Below are 16,836 nucleotides of genomic sequence, written 5' to 3' on the forward strand. Positions count from 1 at the left end.
TCCAAACCGGGGCCCGGGTTAGGGTGGCCGGTGTGCTTACCGAGGTGACTGCGCTCCGTTATCTGGACCCGCTGCGGGCCGGCGGCTCCGTGCCCGGCATCGTGGAGACCGACGACCTGGGCACGTACGTGGTCAAGTTCACCGGTGCCGCGCAGGGCCACAAGGCGCTGGTCGCCGAGGTGGTGGTCGGGGAGCTGGCGCGGCGGCTCGGGCTGCGGGTGCCCGAGCTGGTGCTGGTCGACTTCGATCCGGCGGTCGCCGCCGACGAGCCCGACCCCGAGATCCAGGACATCCTCAAGGCCAGTCCGGGGGTCAACCTCGGGATGGACTACCTGCCGGGCGCGCGCGACTTCGAACGCGGGATGCTGGAGGTCGACCCGGTCGAGGCCGGCCGGGTGGTCTGGCTGGACGCGCTGACCGGGAACGTCGACCGCAGCTGCCGCAACCCGAACCTGATGGTCTGGCACGGCACGCTCTGGCTGATCGACAACGGCGCCGGGCTGGTCTTCCACCACCGCTGGTCCGGCGCCGCCGCCTCGCTGCTCAAGCCGTACGACCTGAGCGACCACGCGCTCGGCGTCTACCGCCCCGACGTCCGGGCCGCCGACGCCGCGCTCGCCCCGCTGGTGACGGCGGAGCTGCTGCGCGAGGTGCTGGCCCTGGTGCCCGACGAGTGGCTGGCCGACGAGCCGGGCTTCGCCGGCGTCGGCGAACTGCGCGAGGCGTACGTCCGGCACCTGTCCGCGCGCGCGGCGGGGTCCGCCGCCTGGCTGCCGGACGGCTTCGCCTCGCCCGAGCAGCTGCGGGAGGCCGCCGCCAAGCGGGCGGCGGCGACCCGCGCGGGCCGCCCGGCCTGGCTCCAGCAGGTTCCGGACCTGCACGGGAAGCCGGCCGTGGAGTCGGACTGGAGCAGCCACCTGGGCTGAGTGCGCCCGGGTTCAGTAGCGCCGGCGGGTGGCCGCGACGACCTCCTCCGGGGTGCGCCCGGCGAACAGCTCGACCTCGGCCCGCCGGACGGCGAGGACCGCCGCGAAGAGCTGCGCCCCGAGGGCCTCCCGCAGCAGGACGGACTTCTCGTACACGTCGAGCGCCTCCGCCAGGTCGGCCGGCAGCCGCTCCGCCGCTCCCGGCGCCGACGGGTCGCCGGCCACTTCGGGGGGCAGCGGGTCGCCGGTGTCGAGGCCGGCGAGCCCGGCGGCGAGCACCGCGCCGACCATGAGGTAGGGGTTCGCAGCGGCGTCGAAGCACTTGATCTCGGCGTTGGCCTGGGCGCCGGTCGAGCCGGTGATCAGGCGCAGCGCGGCCTCCCGGTTCTCCAGCCCCCAGCACCGGTACGCCCCGGCCCACCGCGAGGGCACCAGCCGCAGGTAGCTGGCCACGCTCGGCGCACCGAGCGCGAGCAGGGCCGGGAGCTGGGCGAGCACGCCCGCCAGGAAGGCCTCGGCCTCCGGCTGGAGCCCGTACGGGCCCGGGCCGCCGTGCCCGAGGTTCTGCCCGTCCCGCCAGAGGCTGAGGTGCAGGTGGCCGCCGTTGCCGACGGCTCCCTCGGTGACGACGGGCGCGAAGGAGGTGCGCAGACCGTGCCGGGCCGAGACGCCGCGCACGGTGTGCCGGACCAGCATCACCGTGTCGGCCGCCTCGACCGGGCCCTCGGCCGCGACCGACACCTCGAACTGCCCCGGCGAGTACTCCGGATGGATCTGAAGAACCGTCAGGTTCTGTGCGGTGAGCGCCCGGAGCACGTCCCGCAGGTAGTCGGAGAGGTCGATGAAGCGGTTCATCCCGTACGCGGGGCCCGTACCGGCCGGGCCGCCCTGGGCGTCGGTGACCACCCACTCGACCTCGATCCCGGCGCGTACCGCGAGGCCGCGCCGCTCGACCGCCTCGGCCATCCGGCGGGCGAAGCGCCGCTGGCAGCCCGGGTGCGGCACGCCGTCCTGGGTGTAGCGGTCGGCGGGCGCCCAGGCCCAGCCGGGCTGGGCGGCCAGCGGGGAGAGCCGCGCGAGGTCCGGGACGAGCCGCAGGTCGCCGACCGGGCCGTCGCTGAACGGGCTGCTGGTGAGCGAGTCGTCGACCAGGAACACGTCGAAGCAGGGCGCGGCCCCGACGCCCCACTCGGCGGCGTGCTCCAACTGCGCGACGGGGACGGCCTTGACCCGGGTGAGGCCGGCGTTGTCGACCCAGCCGAACACCACCCCGTCGACGCCGTCGGCGGCGAGTCGGACGGCGGCCAGCCGGGCCTGTGCCGCGCGTTCGGCGCGGGGTTGCATGGTGCTCATGCGCCCATGCTGGCGGGACCGGGCCGCCGTCCGGCGGCAGCCGGGCGGACGCTTCACCCGTCCGGGGACGGTTCAACCCCACCGGCCCGGCTTTGTGACGCAGGTCACTCGGCGCCGAGAAATATCCGGGGACTTCTCCCCCGTTTACCCGTATGTTCGGAAGAACCGGGGAGCATTTCCCCGGTACGCGTCCGAGGGGACGCACCGCAGCCGAAGCCCGAGGGGAGCCAGACCATGACCACTGTCGCAGCCGGACCGGCCGCACCACGACTCAGGGCCGACGCCTCCCGCAACCGGGCTCGGATCCTCACCGCCGCACGCGAGGCGTTCGTCGAGCACGGCGCGGACGTGCCGTTCGACGAAATCGCACGACGTGCGGGGGTCGGAAATGCGACCATGTACCGTAACTTCGCGGACCGCCGGGAGCTGGTGCACCAGGTGACCATCTCGGTGCTGTCCCGCGTTCTCGGCCACGCCACCGCCGCCATGGCGGAGGAGGCCGACGGCTTCCAGGCGCTCTGCCGGTTCGCGCACGCGGCCGCCGACGAGCGGATCGGTGCCCTCTGCCCGATGATCTCCGACCATGTCGACCTCGCCGATCCCGAGCTGGACCGGGCCCGGGCCGAGCTGGTCGAAGGGGTCACCGAGCTCGTCAGGCGGGGCCAGCTCGGCGGCCGGATCCGCACCGACATCGGCGCGGGCGACTTCGTCTTCGCCCTCAGCCAGCTGACCCGCCCGCTCCCCGGCACCGCCTGCCTGGACCACGACCAGTACGCCCACCGCCACCTGCAGCTGTTCCTGGACGGCCTGCAGGCGCCGGCCCGATCGCCGCTGCCCGGCCGGGCAGCGACCCTGGAGGACCTGCGGCGCTCCTGAGCCGCTCACCCGGCGCCGCCTCCGAGCCCGAGACTTCCGGACCCAAAGACTTCGCTCCTCCGCTTCCGCACGTCCGCACCACACACGTAAGTGGGTACTCCCATGTCAGAAACCGCCCTGCAGCCGGATCCCCGGCGCTGGAAGGCGCTCATATTCATCGGCCTCGCGCAGCTGATGGTCGTCCTGGACGCGACGGTGGTGAACATCGCCCTCCCGTCCGCCCAGCACGCGCTGAACATCTCCGACGCCAACCGGCAGTGGGTGATCACCGCTTACGCGCTGGCCTTCGGCGGCCTGCTGCTCTTCGGCGGACGGATCGCCGACCTGTGGGGCCGCCGCCGGACCTTCATCGTCGGCCTGACCGGCTTCGCACTCGCCTCCGCACTCGGCGGCGCCGCGGCCAACACCGCCATGCTGCTCGGCTCCCGTGCCCTGCAGGGCCTGTTCGGCGCGCTGCTCGCCCCGGCGGCGCTCTCGCTGCTCGCGGTGATGTTCACCGACGCCAAGGAGCGCGCCAAGGCGTTCGGCATCTACGGCGCGATCGCCGGTGGCGGTGGCGCGATCGGTCTCATCCTCGGCGGTCTGCTCACCGAGTACCTGAACTGGCGCTGGACCTTCTTCGTCAACATCCCGTTCGCCATCGCCGCCATCGCCGGCGCCGTGCTGGTGATCCGCGAGCCCGAGGGCGGCCGCAACCGCAACCGCCTCGACATCCCCGGCGTGCTGCTGGTCACCACCGGTCTGGTCTCGCTGGTCTACGGCTTCACCCGCGCCGAGTCGGACGGCTGGTCGTCCGGCGTCACCATCGGCCTGTTCGTCGCCGCGGCCCTGCTGCTGGCCTCGTTCGTGCTGGTCGAGAGCAAGGTCAAGGCTCCGCTGCTGCCCCTGCGGGTGGTCTGGAACCGCAACCGCGGCGGCGTCTACCTGTCGCTGGGCCTCGCCGTGATCGGCATGTTCGGGCTCTTCCTCTTCCTGACCTACTACATGCAGGTCGTGCTGAAGTACACCCCGGTCACCACCGGCCTGGCCTTCCTGCCGATGGTCGCGGGCATGATCACCGGTTCGACCCAGATCGGTGCCCGCCTGATGACCCGGGTGGCCCCGCGCTATCTGATGGCGCCGGGCTTCCTGGTCGCCTCGATGGGCATGCTGATCCTCACCCAGATCAAGGTGGACAGCTCCTACCTGGCGATCCTGCCCGGACTGGTCCTGATGGGCCTCGGCATGGGCACCGCGTTCATGCCCGCCATGAGCCTGGCCACCTTCCAGGTGCAGCCGCGTGACGCGGGTGTCGCCTCGGCGATGGTCAACACCTCCCAGCAGGTCGGCGGCGCCATCGGCACCGCGCTGCTGAACACCATCGCGGCCAGCGCGCTGACCGCCTACGCCAAGTCGCACAAGCCGGCCGGCGGCGCGCCCGAGCAGATCGGGCTGTTCAAGCTGCAGGCCATGGTGCACAGCTTCTCCACCGCGATCACCTGGTCGTTCGGCATCCTGGTGCTGGCCTCCGTGATCGCCGCGGTGCTGATCAACACCGGCCACCAGGGCGCCCAGGGCGCCACCGGTGCGGACGGCGCCCAGGAGGACGCCCCCATCCCGGTGATGGCTCACTGACCCCGGCAGTACCCACCTGCCACAACGCGGCCCCCGCTTCCTCGAAGCGGGGGCTTCGTCGTGCCCGCACCCTTCCCTACCTGCCGGTAACTTCGGTACAGTGACCGCACGCACCACCGCTGGGCTTCGGGAGCCGCACCAGCGGGGCCGCCGTCCGACGTGCCATCGCACGTTTCACGGCGCGATCACAGCGTTCTGCACACCTCACTCAGCGCGCCTGAGCACCACGGCACACCCGCAGCACGGCCGGAGCGGACCGGCCGGCTCGCGGGGGCCGCACCCGTCATTCCCTCCCGTTCCCGTGCCGTCGCACGTTCCTCCCGCGTTCCCGCGTTTCCCGCATGCCCTCACAGCGCCGCCCGATCCCTGGGACGAGCAGGCCGGGCAGGGCCGGACAGGCCGGGTCGCACCGGAACCAGGCACGGGTCCCATGACAAGGAGTCAGGACCATGCAGCGTCCCTTCCCCACCGTGGCCGTGGTCGGCCTCGGCACCATGGGCGCCGGCATCGCCGTCGCCATCGCGCGCAGCGGCCGCCGGGTGATCGGCATCGAGGCCGACTCCGGCGCCGCCTCCCGGGCCCTGGCCCGGATCGAGGAGGCCACCTCGCACGCCGTGCAGCGCGAGCGGCTCACCGCCGAGGAGCGCACCGGCCTGCTGAACCTGATCTCGGTCGGCGACCGGCTGGACGCGGCGGCCACCGCCGACCTGGTGATCGAGGAGGTGCCCGAGCAGCTGGAGCTCAAGCGCGAGATCTTCGCCGAGCTGGACCGGATCTGCCCCCCGGACACGGTGCTCGCCACCGGCACCACCGCCCTCTCGGTGACCCGGATCGCCGCCGCCACCGCCCGCCCCGAGCGGGTGCTGGGCCTGCACTTCTTCAACCCGGTGCACTCGATGAAGCTGGTCGAGGTGGTCCGCACCGTCCTGACGACCCCGCAGGTCGCCGAGGAGGCCGCCGCCTTCGCCCGCGAGCTGGGCAAGGAGCCCGTCGCGGCGGGCGACCGGGCCGGCTTCGTGGTGAACGGCCTGCTCTTCGCGTACCTCAACCAGGCCGCCGCGATGTTCGAGTCGAAGTACGCCACCCGCGAGGACATCGACGCCGCGATGCGGCTGGGCTGCGGCCTGCCGATGGGCCCGCTGGCGCTGCTCGACCTGATCGGCGTGGACACCGCGCGCACCGTCCTGGAGGCGATGTACGAGCAGTCCAAGGACCGGCTGCACGCGCCCGCGCCGATCCTCGGCCAGCTCGTCTCGGCCGGTCTGCTGGGCCGCAAGTCCGGGCGCGGCTTCTACACCTACGAGGGCCCGGGCTCGTCCAAGGTGGTCGCCGAGGCCGCCGGGGCGGCGGCGCCGCGAGTGCCCGGCCGCGAGGTGCGCAGCATCGGCGTCTGCGGCTCCGGGACGATGGCGACCGGGATCGCCGAGGTCTTCGCCAAGGCCGGGTACCAGGTGCTGCTGACCGCCCGCAGCCAGGAGAAGGCGGACAAGGCCAAGGCGCAGCTGACGAAGTCGCTGGAACGTTCGGTGGCCAAGGGCCGGCTCACCGAGGCGCAGCGGGACGCGGCGCTGGCGCTGGTCACCCCGACCGGCCGGTACGGCGATCTGGCCGAGGCCGACCTGGTGGTCGAGGCGGTCGCGGAGGACCTGGCGGTCAAGCGCGAGCTGTTCGCGACCCTGGACAAGATCTGCAAGCCGGGCGCGGTACTCGCCACCACCACCTCCTCGCTGCCGGTGATCAGCTGTGCGACCGCGACCTCGCGGCCGCAGGACGTGGTCGGCATGCACTTCTTCAACCCGGCGCCCGCGATGAAGCTGGTCGAGGTGGTCTCCACCGTCCTGACCGGCGCCGATGTCACCTCGACGGTGCTGGAGCTGTGCGGCAAGGTCCGCAAGCACGCGGTGGAGTGCGGCGACCGGGCCGGGTTCATCGTGAACGCACTGCTCTTCCCGTACCTGAACGACGCGGTGCGGATGCTGCAGGAGCACTACGCGACGGTGGACGACATCGACACCGCGATGAAGCTCGGCTGCGGCTACCCGATGGGCCCGTTCGAGCTGCTGGACGTGGTCGGGCTGGACGTCTCGCTGACCATCGAGCGGGTGCTGCACCAGGAGTTCCGCGAGCCCGGCCTGGCGGCCGCGCCGCTGCTGGAGCACCTGGTCGCGGCCGGCTGCCTCGGGCGCAAGACGGGGCGTGGCTTCCGCGACCACGCACGCCGGTGAACGGCCTGCCGACGGGCGGCCCGGCCGGCCGCGATCCGCTGACCCGGACGGGCCTGCCGCTGCGGCCGGCCTGGAGCCCGGGCTCGGCGGCGCCCCGCTGGCCCCGGCCGGTGGCGGCCCGGCCGGCCGCACCGGGCGTGCTGGCACCGGTACGCCGAACACAGGCGGCGGCCGCGGGACCGGGGGCGTGTAGCGTTCCGGGCATGGACCGGGCTCAGTCATCCACCGAAGCGCTTCCCCTGGAGCAGCAGGACCCCGTACGACCGGCCACCGAGGCCGGGGCCGGCAACCGCCGGGCGGCCGCCCAGCGGCAGCAGATGCGCCAGGACCTGGCCACGGCCGCGATGGAGCTGTTCGCGGCGCAGGGGTACGAGGAGACGACGGTCGACCAGATCGCCGCCGCCGCCGGGGTGGCCCGGCGGACCTTCTTCCGGTACTTCCGGTCCAAGGAGGAGGCGATCTTCCCGGACCACGACGACACCCTCGTCCGGGTCGCCGACCTGCTGGCCAGCTCGGACTACGAGGAGCACCCGCTCGACGTGGTCTGCCGGGGCATCAAGGAGGTGCTCCGGATGTACGCCTCCACGCCCGGGGTCTCGGTGGCGCGCTACCAGCTGATCCGTCAGGTGCCCGCGCTGCGCGAGCGTGAGATCGCGGTGGTCTCCCGGTACGAGCGGCTGTTCACCCGGTACCTGCTGGGCCGGTTCGACGCGGCCGAGGAGATCCCGCCGGTCTGGCAGCGCGGCGGGGACGACGACTCGATGCTGGCCGAGGTCTCGGCGGCGGCGGTGGTCGCGGCCCACAACCACGTGCTGCGGCGCTGGCTGCGGGCGGGCGGCTTCGGGGACGTCGAGGCGCAGCTGGAGCACTCCTTCGACGTCATCCGGGGGACGTTCTGGGCCACGGCCCCGACCGGTGCCCGCAGGCGTGGGACCACCGTGGCACCCGGTGCCACAGGTGACACGGTGACGCCGATGGAGGCGAGTGCCATCAGCGCACTCAGTGCCAGCCCGGGCGGTGAGGTACTCATCACAGTGGCCCGCACCGACGCCCCGCTGGACCTCGTGGTGGACAGCATCCGGGCTGCACTGGCCGGTGCACAGCGCCCCTGATCCTCTACGTCTTCGCAGGTCAGAGCGGTTTTCAAGGCCCGTCCCGGCAGTGCGGGGCGGGCCTTGCGCATGCCCGCCGAACGGGCCGCCGAACGGCAGCCCCCTTCACCTGAATTGATGACACCCAGTGTCTTTACGAGTGGCACAGGGTGCCACTACCTTGTTACTCACCAGTCGCGGCGCCGCGGCTCCCCACCTCGGCGCGCCGTGTCGGGTGCGACACCACCCCCCGTCGCAGCCATGCCAGATCCTGATCACAGCTCGATCCCGATCACTGCCTGATCACACCACTCGACCGACAACGAAGCCGGTGTCCGCTCCCGGCTCCCCCAGACGCCCTGTGCCCCCCTCACACAGGTACGCCTACGGAGGCCGCCATGCAGGAAATCCTCGACGCAATCCTCAGCACCGACAGCACCTCGGCGGACTTCGCCGCCCTCAAGCTGCCGGACTCCTACCGGGCGATCACGCTCCACAAGGACGAGGAGCAGATGTTCGCCGGCCTCGACAGCCGCGACAAGGACCCCCGCCAGTCCCTTCACCTCGACGAGGTCGCCCTGCCGGAGCTCGGCCCGGGCGAGGCCCTGGTCGCCGTCATGGCCAGCGCCGTGAACTACAACACCGTGTGGAGCTCGATCTACGAGCCGGTCTCCACTTTCGGCTTCCTGGAGCGGTACGGCCGCCTGTCGCCGCTCACCAAGCGCCACGACCTGCCGTACCACGTGCTCGGCTCGGACCTGGCCGGCGTGGTGCTGCGGACGGGCGCGGGCGTCAACGCCTGGAAGCCGGGCGACGAGGTCGTCGCGCACTGCCTGTCGGTCGAGCTGGAGAGCTCCGACGGCCACAACGACACGATGATGGACCCGGAGCAGCGCATCTGGGGCTTCGAGACCAACTTCGGCGGCCTGGCCCAGATCGCCCTGGTCAAGACCAACCAGCTGATGCCCAAGCCGGCCCACCTCACCTGGGAGGAGGCCGCCTCCCCCGGCCTGGTCAACTCGACCGCCTACCGGCAGCTGGTCAGTCGCAACGGCGCCGGGATGAAGCAGGGCGACAACGTGCTGATCTGGGGCGCCAGCGGCGGCCTCGGCTCGTACGCCACCCAGTACGCGCTGGCCGGCGGCGCCACCCCGATCTGCGTGGTCTCCAACGACCAGAAGGCCGACATCTGCCGGGCCATGGGCGCCGAGGCGATCATCGACCGCAGCGCCGAGGGCTACAAGTTCTGGAAGGACGAGAACACCCAGGACCCGCGCGAGTGGAAGCGCCTGGGCGGCCGGATCCGCGAGCTGACGGGCGGCGAGGACGTGGACATCGTCTTCGAGCACCCGGGCCGCGAGACCTTCGGCGCCTCGGTCTACGTCACCCGCAAGGGCGGCACCATCGTCACCTGCGCCTCCACCTCCGGCTTCATGCACCAGTACGACAACCGGTACCTCTGGATGTCGCTGAAGAAGATCGTCGGCTCGCACTTCGCCAACTACCGCGAGGCGTGGGAGGCCAACCGCCTGGTCGCCAAGGGCAAGATCCACCCGACGCTCTCCAAGGTCTACACCCTGGAGGAGACCGGCCAGGCCTCGCTGGACGTGCACCAGAACAAGCACCAGGGCAAGGTCGGCGTGCTCTGCCTGGCCCCCGAGGAGGGCCTGGGCGTCCGCGACGCCGAGCTGCGCGCCAAGCACCTGCCGGCCATCAACCGCTTCCGCGACATCTAGAGGCCATCCGATGACTGATCAGAAGCGCGACCGCGACCGGCCCTGGCTGATGCGCACCTACGCGGGCCACTCCACCGCGAGCGACTCCAACGCGCTCTACCGGAAGAACCTCGCCAAGGGCCAGACCGGCCTGTCGGTCGCCTTCGACCTGCCGACCCAGACGGGGTACGACTCGGACCACGTCCTCGCCCGCGGCGAGGTCGGCCGGGTCGGCGTGCCGGTGGGCCACGTCGGCGACATGCGGACGCTGTTCGACGGCATCCCGCTGGAGCAGACCAACACCTCGATGACGATCAACGCCACCGCGATGTGGCTGCTGGCGATGTACCAGGTGGTCGCCGAGGAGCAGGGTGCCGACGTCACCAGGCTCACCGGCACCACCCAGAACGACATCGTCAAGGAGTACCTGTCGCGGGGGACGCACGTCTTCCCGCCCGGCCCCTCGGTGCGCCTGATCACCGACATGATCGCGTACACCGTCGCGAACATCCCCAAGTGGAACCCGATCAACATCTGCAGCTACCACCTGCAGGAGGCCGGGGCCACCCCCGTCCAGGAGATCGCGTACGCCATGTGCACCGCGATCTCGGTGCTGGACGCCGTCCGCGACTCCGGCCAGGTGCCGGCCGAGCGGATGGGCGAGGTGGTCGCCCGGATCTCGTTCTTCGTGAACGCGGGCGTCCGCTTCGTCGAGGAGATGTGCAAGATGCGCGCCTTCGCCCGGCTCTGGGAGAAGGTCACCCGCGAGCGGTACGGGATCGAGGACGCCAAGCAGCGCCGTTTCCGGTACGGCGTCCAGGTCAACTCGCTCGGCCTGACCGAGGCCCAGCCGGAGAACAACGTCCAGCGGATCGTGCTGGAGATGCTCGCCGTCACGCTCTCCAAGGACGCCCGCGCCCGCGCCGTCCAGCTGCCCGCGTGGAACGAGGCGCTCGGCCTGCCCCGGCCGTGGGACCAGCAGTGGTCGCTGCGGATCCAGCAGGTGCTGGCCTACGAGTCGGACCTGCTGGAGTACGGCGACATCTTCGACGGTTCGGCGGTGATCGAGGCCAAGACCGCCGAGCTGCTCGCCGGGGCCGAGGCGGAGATCGCCAAGGTGCTGGAGATGGGCGGGGTGATCCCGGCCGTCGAGTCCGGCTACCTGAAGTCCAACCTGGTCGCCGCGCACGCCGAGCGGCGGGCCCGGATCGAGTCGGGCGAGGACAAGATCGTCGGGGTGAACTGCTTCGACACCACCGAGGAGAGCCCGCTCACGGCCGACCTCGACACCGCGATCATGGTGGTCGACCCGGCCTCCGAGCAGTCCGTCCTGAACGGGCTCAAGGCCTGGCGCGAGCAGCGCGACGAGGCGGCCGTGCAGACCGCGCTGGAGCAGCTCAAGGCCACCGCCCGCACCTCGGACAACCTGATGCCGGCCACCCTCGCCTGCGCCCGCGCGGGCGTCACCACCGGCGAGTGGTCCTTCGCCCTGCGGGACGTCTTCGGCGAGTACCGCGCGCCCACCGGCGTCGGCGGCGCCCCGGTCGCGGTGGCGGCCGAGCCCGGCGGCGAGCTGGCCGCCGTCCGCGAGGCGGTCGCGGCCACAGCCGGCGAGCTGGGCGTCGGCAAGCTGCGCCTGCTGGTCGGCAAGCCCGGCCTGGACGGGCACTCCAACGGCGCCGAGCAGATCGCCGTCCGGGCCCGCGACGCCGGGTTCGAGGTGGTCTACCAGGGCATCCGCCTGACGCCCGAACAGATCGTCTCGGCCGCCGTCGCGGAGGACGTGCACTGCGTCGGCCTGTCGATCCTCTCGGGCGCCCATCCGGAGCTGGTACCGGACGTGCTGCACCGGCTGCGCCGGGCGGGGGTGGAGGATGTCCCGGTGATCGTGGGTGGCATCATCCCGGCAGCGGACGCGGAGACCCTCAAGGCCGCCGGCGTCGCCGCCGTCTTCACCCCGAAGGACTTCGGCATCACCACCATCATCGGCCGGATCGTCGACGAGATCCGGCTCGCCAACAGGCTCCAGCCTTGGGCCGCGCCCACCCACGCGACCAGCTGACCCGGAAGGAACGAACCACCCCATGACCAACGTCAACCGGCTCCGTCCCCGCCGCTCCTGTCTCGCCGTCCCCGGGAGCAACCCGCGCTTCCTGGAGAAGGCCCAGGGCCTGCCCGCCGACCAGGTCTTCCTGGACCTGGAGGACGCCTGCGCCCCCCTGGTCAAGGAGAGCGCCCGCCACAACATCGTGGACGCCCTGAACAACGGCGACTGGGGCAAGAAGACCAAGGTCGTCCGGGTCAACGACTGGACCACCCACTGGACGTACCGGGACGTGATCACGGTCGTCGAGGGCGCGGGCCCGAACCTGGACTGCATCATGCTGCCCAAGGTCCAGGACGCCACCCAGGTGAAGGCGCTCGACCTGCTGCTCACCCAGATCGAGAAGACCATGGGCTTCGAGGTCGGCAAGATCGGCATCGAGGCGCAGATCGAGAACGCCAAGGGCCTGGTGAACGTCGACGAGATCGCCGCCGCCTCCCCCCGGCTGGAGACGATCATCTTCGGCCCGGCCGACTTCATGGCCTCGATCAACATGAAGACCCTGGTGGTCGGCCAGCAGCCCCCCGGCTACCCGGCCGACGCGTACCACTACATCCTGATGCGCATCCTGATGGCCGCCCGCATGCACGACCTGCAGGCCATCGACGGCCCGTACCTGCAGATCCGCAACAACGACGGCTACCGCGAGGTGGCCGGCCGCGCCGCCGCGCTGGGCTTCGACGGCAAGTGGGTGCTCCACCCGGACCAGGTCGCCGCCGCGAACGAGATCTTCTCGCCCTCGCAGGAGGACTACGACCACTCCGAGCTGATCCTCGACGCGTACGACTGGTGCACCTCCGAGGCCGGCGGCGCCAAGGGCTCCGCGATGCTCGGCGACGAGATGATCGACGAGGCCAGCCGCAAGATGGCCCTGGTCATCGCCGGCAAGGGCCGGGCCGCCGGCTTCGAGCGCACCTCCAAGTTCGAGCCCCCGCAGGCCTGACCGCTAAGGATCTGAATCATGCAGTTCGGACGCACCTACGAAGAGTTCGAGGTCGGCGCGGTCTACAAGCACTGGCCCGGGAAGACCGTCACCGAGTACGACGATCACCTCTTCTGCCTGCTGACCATGAACCACCACCCGCTCCACATGGACACCAACTATGCGGAGAAGACCACCGACTTCGGCAAGAACGTGGTGGTCGGCAACTACATCTACTCGCTGCTGCTCGGGATGTCCGTCCCGGACGTCTCCGGCAAGGCGATCGCCAACCTGGAGATCGAGTCGCTGCGGCACATCGCGCCGACCTTCCACGGCGACACGCTGTACGGCGAGACGCTGGTGCTCGACAAGTGGCCGTCCAAGTCCAAGGACGACCGCGGCATCGTCTACGTCGAGACCAAGGGCTACAAGCAGGACGGCACGGTCGTCTGCATCTTCCGCCGCAAGGTGATGGTGCCGACCGAGACGTACACCAAGGCGCGCGGCGGCGAGCAGCCCGGCCGCCCGGAGCCGCTGTCCTAGCCCGCTCCCCCCGAACCCCGGACGGGTAGGCCGCCGTCATCGGCCGATCCCCACCCCGGCACGGGGGCTCCACGGAGTCACGCCCGTGGAGCCCCCACAACCCCTCCCCGACCCTCTCTGCCACACCTGGAGCCGCACGATGGGACGCCTCGCACAGACCGACGGCCTCACCGAGATCCAGCGGGACATCCTCGCCACCGTGCGGGACTTCGTCGACAAGGAGATCATCCCGGTCGCCACCGAGCTGGAGCACAAGGACGAGTACCCGACCGCCATCGTGGAGGGGATGAAGCAGCTCGGCCTCTTCGGCCTCACCATCCCCGAGGAGTTCGGCGGGCTCGGCGAGTCCCTGCTGACGTACGCGCTGGTGGTCGAGGAGATCGCCCGCGGCTGGATGTCGGTCTCCGGCATCGTCAACACGCACTTCATCGTCGCCCACATGATCAACGCGCACGGCACCCAGGAGCAGAAGGAGTACTTCCTGCCCCGGATGGCCACCGGCGAGGTCCGCGGCGCCTTCTCGATGTCCGAGCCCGGCCTCGGGTCCGACGTCGCGGCGATCTCCACCAAGGGCGTCAAGGACGGCGATGAGTACGTCCTCAACGGCCAGAAGATGTGGCTGACCAACGGTGGCACCTCCACCCTGGTCGCCGTCCTCTGCAAGACGGACGAGGGCGGCAGCACCCCGTACAAGAACATGACCACCTTCCTGATCGAGAAGACGCCCGGGTTCGGTCCGAACCCGACCGTCCCCGGGCTCACCGTGCCCGGCAAGATCGAGAAGATGGGGTACAAGGGCGTCGACACCACCGAACTGGTGCTCCAGGACGTCCGCATCCCTGCGAATCGTGTGCTCGGCGGGGTCACCGGCAAGGGCTTCTACCAGATGATGGACGGCGTCGAGGTCGGCCGGGTCAACGTCGCGGCCCGTGGCTGCGGTGTCGCCCGCCGGGCCTTCGAGCTGGGCATCTCCTACGCCCAGCAGCGCTCCACCTTCGGCAAGAAGATCGCCGAGCACCAGGCCATCCAGTTCAAGCTGGCCGAGATGGCGACCAAGGTCGAGGCCGCGCACCAGATGATGGTGATGGCCGCCCGCAAGAAGGACAGCGGCGAGCGCAACGACCTTGAGGCCGGGATGGCGAAGTACCTGGCCTCCGAGTACTGCAAGGAGGTCGTGGAGGACTCCTTCCGCATCCACGGCGGCTACGGCTTCTCCAAGGAGTACGAGATCGAGCGCCTCTACCGGGAGGCTCCGATGCTGCTGATCGGTGAAGGTACTGCGGAGATCCAGAAGATGATCGTGGGCCGCCGCCTGCTGGAGGAGTACCGCATCGCGGAGTAGACCCCCGCGCGGGCCGTCACCGGCCCGCCGGATTTCGAGCCTGGAGGCGGGCGTGCGGGCCGGCCTCCGACCGCCTCCGTCACCGCGGTGATCCTCGGCCTGGTCAGCCGCGGGGAGTGGTGCCGGGGGCTCGGGGAGAGCCGTAGGGCGCGCATCAACCAGTGTGCGCCCTACGGCCACCCCGGTACGCTCTTTTTCGGCCAAAGTTTCGGTCGACCCTGGCCAGGCGGCACCCGCCTGTGCACCGCGGCCGACCGTGTTCGTTTTGAGACATGGCTCACGCGGTCGGCCGGACCCCTTGGGGAACCGCAGCACCCGAGCTACGGTCGTATACATAGCAGGCACAGATCGGCACCGCGCAGGACACCTGAACATGCAGGCGGCTTGCCCACCTACCGCCTGGTCCCGATAGCATCCACCGGGACAGCAGCCGTCTCTTCTCACTCGATCCCCGCGGTGGCCCCCGTCCAGCGGCCATGATCCCCCGCGACTAAGGTCTTCGATGCCCATCAGCCCGTCCCCTCACACCTCCGTTCCGGATGGCGATGCCCTCGCCGCCCCGGTGGCCGGTCGGCGCCCGCGCGTGACCATCGCTCGCGGAGCAACCCCCTGGTTCGTCCCCACGCTGGCCACCGCCGCGCTCACCACCGCCCTCACCAGGCGGAGCGGCAAGTGGGCCGTGGCGGCCGTACCGGCCTGTGCGCTGAGCGCGGGCATGCTGTGGTTCTTCCGCGACCCCGAGCGTGAGATCGGCCGGGGCAGGGTGATCTCACCCGCCGACGGCGTGGTGCAGAGCATCGACGCCTGGCCGGACGGCCGGACCCGCGTGGCGATCTTCATGAGCCCGCTCAACGTGCACGTCAACCGCGCGCCGCTGCCCGGCACCGTGACGTCCGTCGAGCACATCGCCGGCGGCTTCGTCCCCGCGTTCAACAAGGACAGCGACCGCAACGAGCGGGTCGTGTGGCACTTCGACACCGAGCTCGGCGACATCGAGATGGTGCAGATCGCGGGGGCCGTGGCCCGTCGCATCGTGCCGTACATGAACGCCGGTACCAAGGTCGAGCAGGGCGAGCGGGTCGGGCTGATCCGCTTCGGTTCCCGCGTCGACACCTACCTGCCGGCCGGCGTCGAGGTCGGCGTCGAGGTCGGCCAGAAGACCACTGCCGGGGTGACGCGCCTTGACCGTGACTGATCCTGAGACGCTGGTCGGTCTCGGCGACGACGACGAGACGGAGCTGCGCCACCGCCGCTGGGCGCGTGACCGCGAGCTCCGCGCTCCGCGCTCGCCGCAGCAGCTCTCCACCGCCGACTTCCTGACCCTGGGGAACGCCGTCTGCGGCTTCCTGGCGATCTACTCGATCACCACCGGGGTCCTGATGCCGCACATCACCGGGGAGTCCCACTCGCCGAACCGGCACAGCGCGGCCACCGCCGTGACGCTGCTGCTGATCGGTGCGATGTGCGACCTCTTCGACGGCCTGGTGGCCCGCAAGCTCCGCTCCTCGGCGCTGGGCGCCGAGCTCGACAACCTGGCCGACCTGATCAGCTTCGGCATCGCGCCGGCCTACTTCGTCGCGGTCTGGGGCATCGTCTCGCCGGACAGCAAGCAGCAGCTCTCGGCGCTCATCGCGCTGACGGTCCTGCTGGCGGTCGTCCTGCGGCTGGCCCGGTTCTCGGCCGTGAAGATGCGGCCGGGGGTCTTCCAGGGCATGCCGTGCCCGATGGGCGCCATGACGGTGATCGCCATCGTGCTGCTGGACCCGCCGCAGCTGCTCGGGCTCGCGATGATCTTCGGCGTGGCCTACCTCATGGTCAGCCGGATCGAGTACCCGAAGCCGCAGGGCCTGCTCGCCACCGCCACGCTCTGCTGGATCGTGGTCAGCATCGGCTGCCTGGCGGCCTGGGCGGCCGGCCTGCCCGGCGGCGACACCCTGATGCACATCGGCGCGATCGCCCAGATCACGCTGGCCGCGATGGCGCCCCTGCTGGTCATCCGCCGCAAGGTGGGCCAGAAGGTCGGCGACGTCCGCGCCCGCCGCGCGGAGTCCCGCAACTGACGTTGCTCACGTAGAAGGGCCCGAATCCTCTGGATTCGGGCCCTTCTACATGTTCGGGGTAGCTC

13 protein-coding genes are annotated in these 16,836 nt (G+C 71.1%); 12 read left to right on the forward strand and 1 reads right to left on the reverse strand.

Annotated features, from left to right (window positions below; all coding sequences use genetic code 11):
- Positions 1 to 32 precede the first annotated feature (32 nt).
- Positions 33 to 926 carry a HipA family kinase gene (locus ABD330_RS24185; protein ID WP_344468076.1) on the forward strand — a complete coding sequence of 298 codons (894 nt, stop codon included), beginning with the start codon at positions 33 to 35 and terminating at the stop codon, positions 924 to 926.
- Positions 927 to 938: 12 nt separating this feature from the next.
- Here the strand turns inward: ABD330_RS24185 and ABD330_RS24190 are convergent, their stop codons facing one another.
- Entirely contained in the window at positions 939 to 2,270 is a 1,332-nt protein-coding gene (locus tag ABD330_RS24190) for a type I glutamate--ammonia ligase (RefSeq protein WP_425555625.1), read from the reverse strand.
- A gap of 243 nt (positions 2,271 to 2,513) precedes the next feature.
- Between ABD330_RS24190 and ABD330_RS24195 the strand changes: the two genes are divergently transcribed.
- From ABD330_RS24195 to pssA, 11 genes are all read left to right on the forward strand, one after another.
- Positions 2,514 to 3,155: a TetR/AcrR family transcriptional regulator gene (locus ABD330_RS24195; RefSeq protein ID WP_344468078.1), complete on the forward strand. Its 642-nt coding sequence runs from the start codon at positions 2,514 to 2,516 to the stop codon at positions 3,153 to 3,155.
- 102 nt (positions 3,156 to 3,257) lie between these two features.
- Positions 3,258 to 4,769 (forward strand): MFS transporter, encoded by a 1,512-nt coding sequence (locus tag ABD330_RS24200; protein WP_344468079.1) that lies wholly within the window; start codon positions 3,258 to 3,260, stop codon positions 4,767 to 4,769.
- A gap of 449 nt (positions 4,770 to 5,218) precedes the next feature.
- Positions 5,219 to 6,994, forward strand: a complete 1,776-nt coding sequence (locus tag ABD330_RS24205; protein WP_344468080.1) for a 3-hydroxyacyl-CoA dehydrogenase family protein — start codon at positions 5,219 to 5,221, stop codon at positions 6,992 to 6,994.
- A 203-nt stretch (positions 6,995 to 7,197) separates the two neighbouring features.
- The gene (locus tag ABD330_RS24210) at positions 7,198 to 8,106 is read left to right on the forward strand and encodes a TetR family transcriptional regulator (RefSeq protein WP_344468081.1); all 909 of its coding nucleotides are present in this window, start codon (positions 7,198 to 7,200) and stop codon (positions 8,104 to 8,106) included.
- A gap of 377 nt (positions 8,107 to 8,483) precedes the next feature.
- Positions 8,484 to 9,821, forward strand: coding sequence for a crotonyl-CoA carboxylase/reductase (gene ccrA / locus ABD330_RS24215; RefSeq protein WP_344468082.1), 1,338 nt, complete (start codon positions 8,484 to 8,486; stop codon positions 9,819 to 9,821).
- 10 nt (positions 9,822 to 9,831) lie between these two features.
- On the forward strand, positions 9,832 to 11,862 hold the full coding sequence (locus ABD330_RS24220) for a protein meaA (protein ID WP_344468083.1): 2,031 nt from the start codon (positions 9,832 to 9,834) through the stop codon (positions 11,860 to 11,862).
- Between the two features lie 22 nt (positions 11,863 to 11,884).
- Entirely contained in the window at positions 11,885 to 12,847 is a 963-nt protein-coding gene (locus tag ABD330_RS24225) for an HpcH/HpaI aldolase/citrate lyase family protein (protein WP_344468084.1), read from the forward strand.
- A gap of 18 nt (positions 12,848 to 12,865) precedes the next feature.
- A complete protein-coding gene (locus ABD330_RS24230) occupies positions 12,866 to 13,369 on the forward strand; it encodes a MaoC family dehydratase (RefSeq protein ID WP_344468085.1) in 504 nt (167 codons plus the stop codon).
- A 139-nt stretch (positions 13,370 to 13,508) separates the two neighbouring features.
- Positions 13,509 to 14,711, forward strand: a complete 1,203-nt coding sequence (locus ABD330_RS24235) for an acyl-CoA dehydrogenase family protein (protein WP_344468086.1) — start codon at positions 13,509 to 13,511, stop codon at positions 14,709 to 14,711.
- Between the two features lie 502 nt (positions 14,712 to 15,213).
- Positions 15,214 to 15,906, forward strand: coding sequence for a phosphatidylserine decarboxylase (locus ABD330_RS24240; protein WP_344468087.1), 693 nt, complete (start codon positions 15,214 to 15,216; stop codon positions 15,904 to 15,906).
- Complete coding sequence (pssA, locus tag ABD330_RS24245; RefSeq protein WP_425555623.1) at positions 15,893 to 16,771, forward strand: CDP-diacylglycerol--serine O-phosphatidyltransferase; 879 nt, start codon at positions 15,893 to 15,895, stop codon at positions 16,769 to 16,771. Before ABD330_RS24240 ends, pssA begins: the two co-directional genes overlap by 14 nt.
- The last annotated feature ends 65 nt before the right edge of the window (positions 16,772 to 16,836 follow it).

Origin of the sequence: Kitasatospora kazusensis (assembly GCF_039529945.1) — a bacterium.
In the GTDB taxonomy this organism is placed as follows: domain Bacteria; phylum Actinomycetota; class Actinomycetes; order Streptomycetales; family Streptomycetaceae; genus Kitasatospora; species Kitasatospora kazusensis.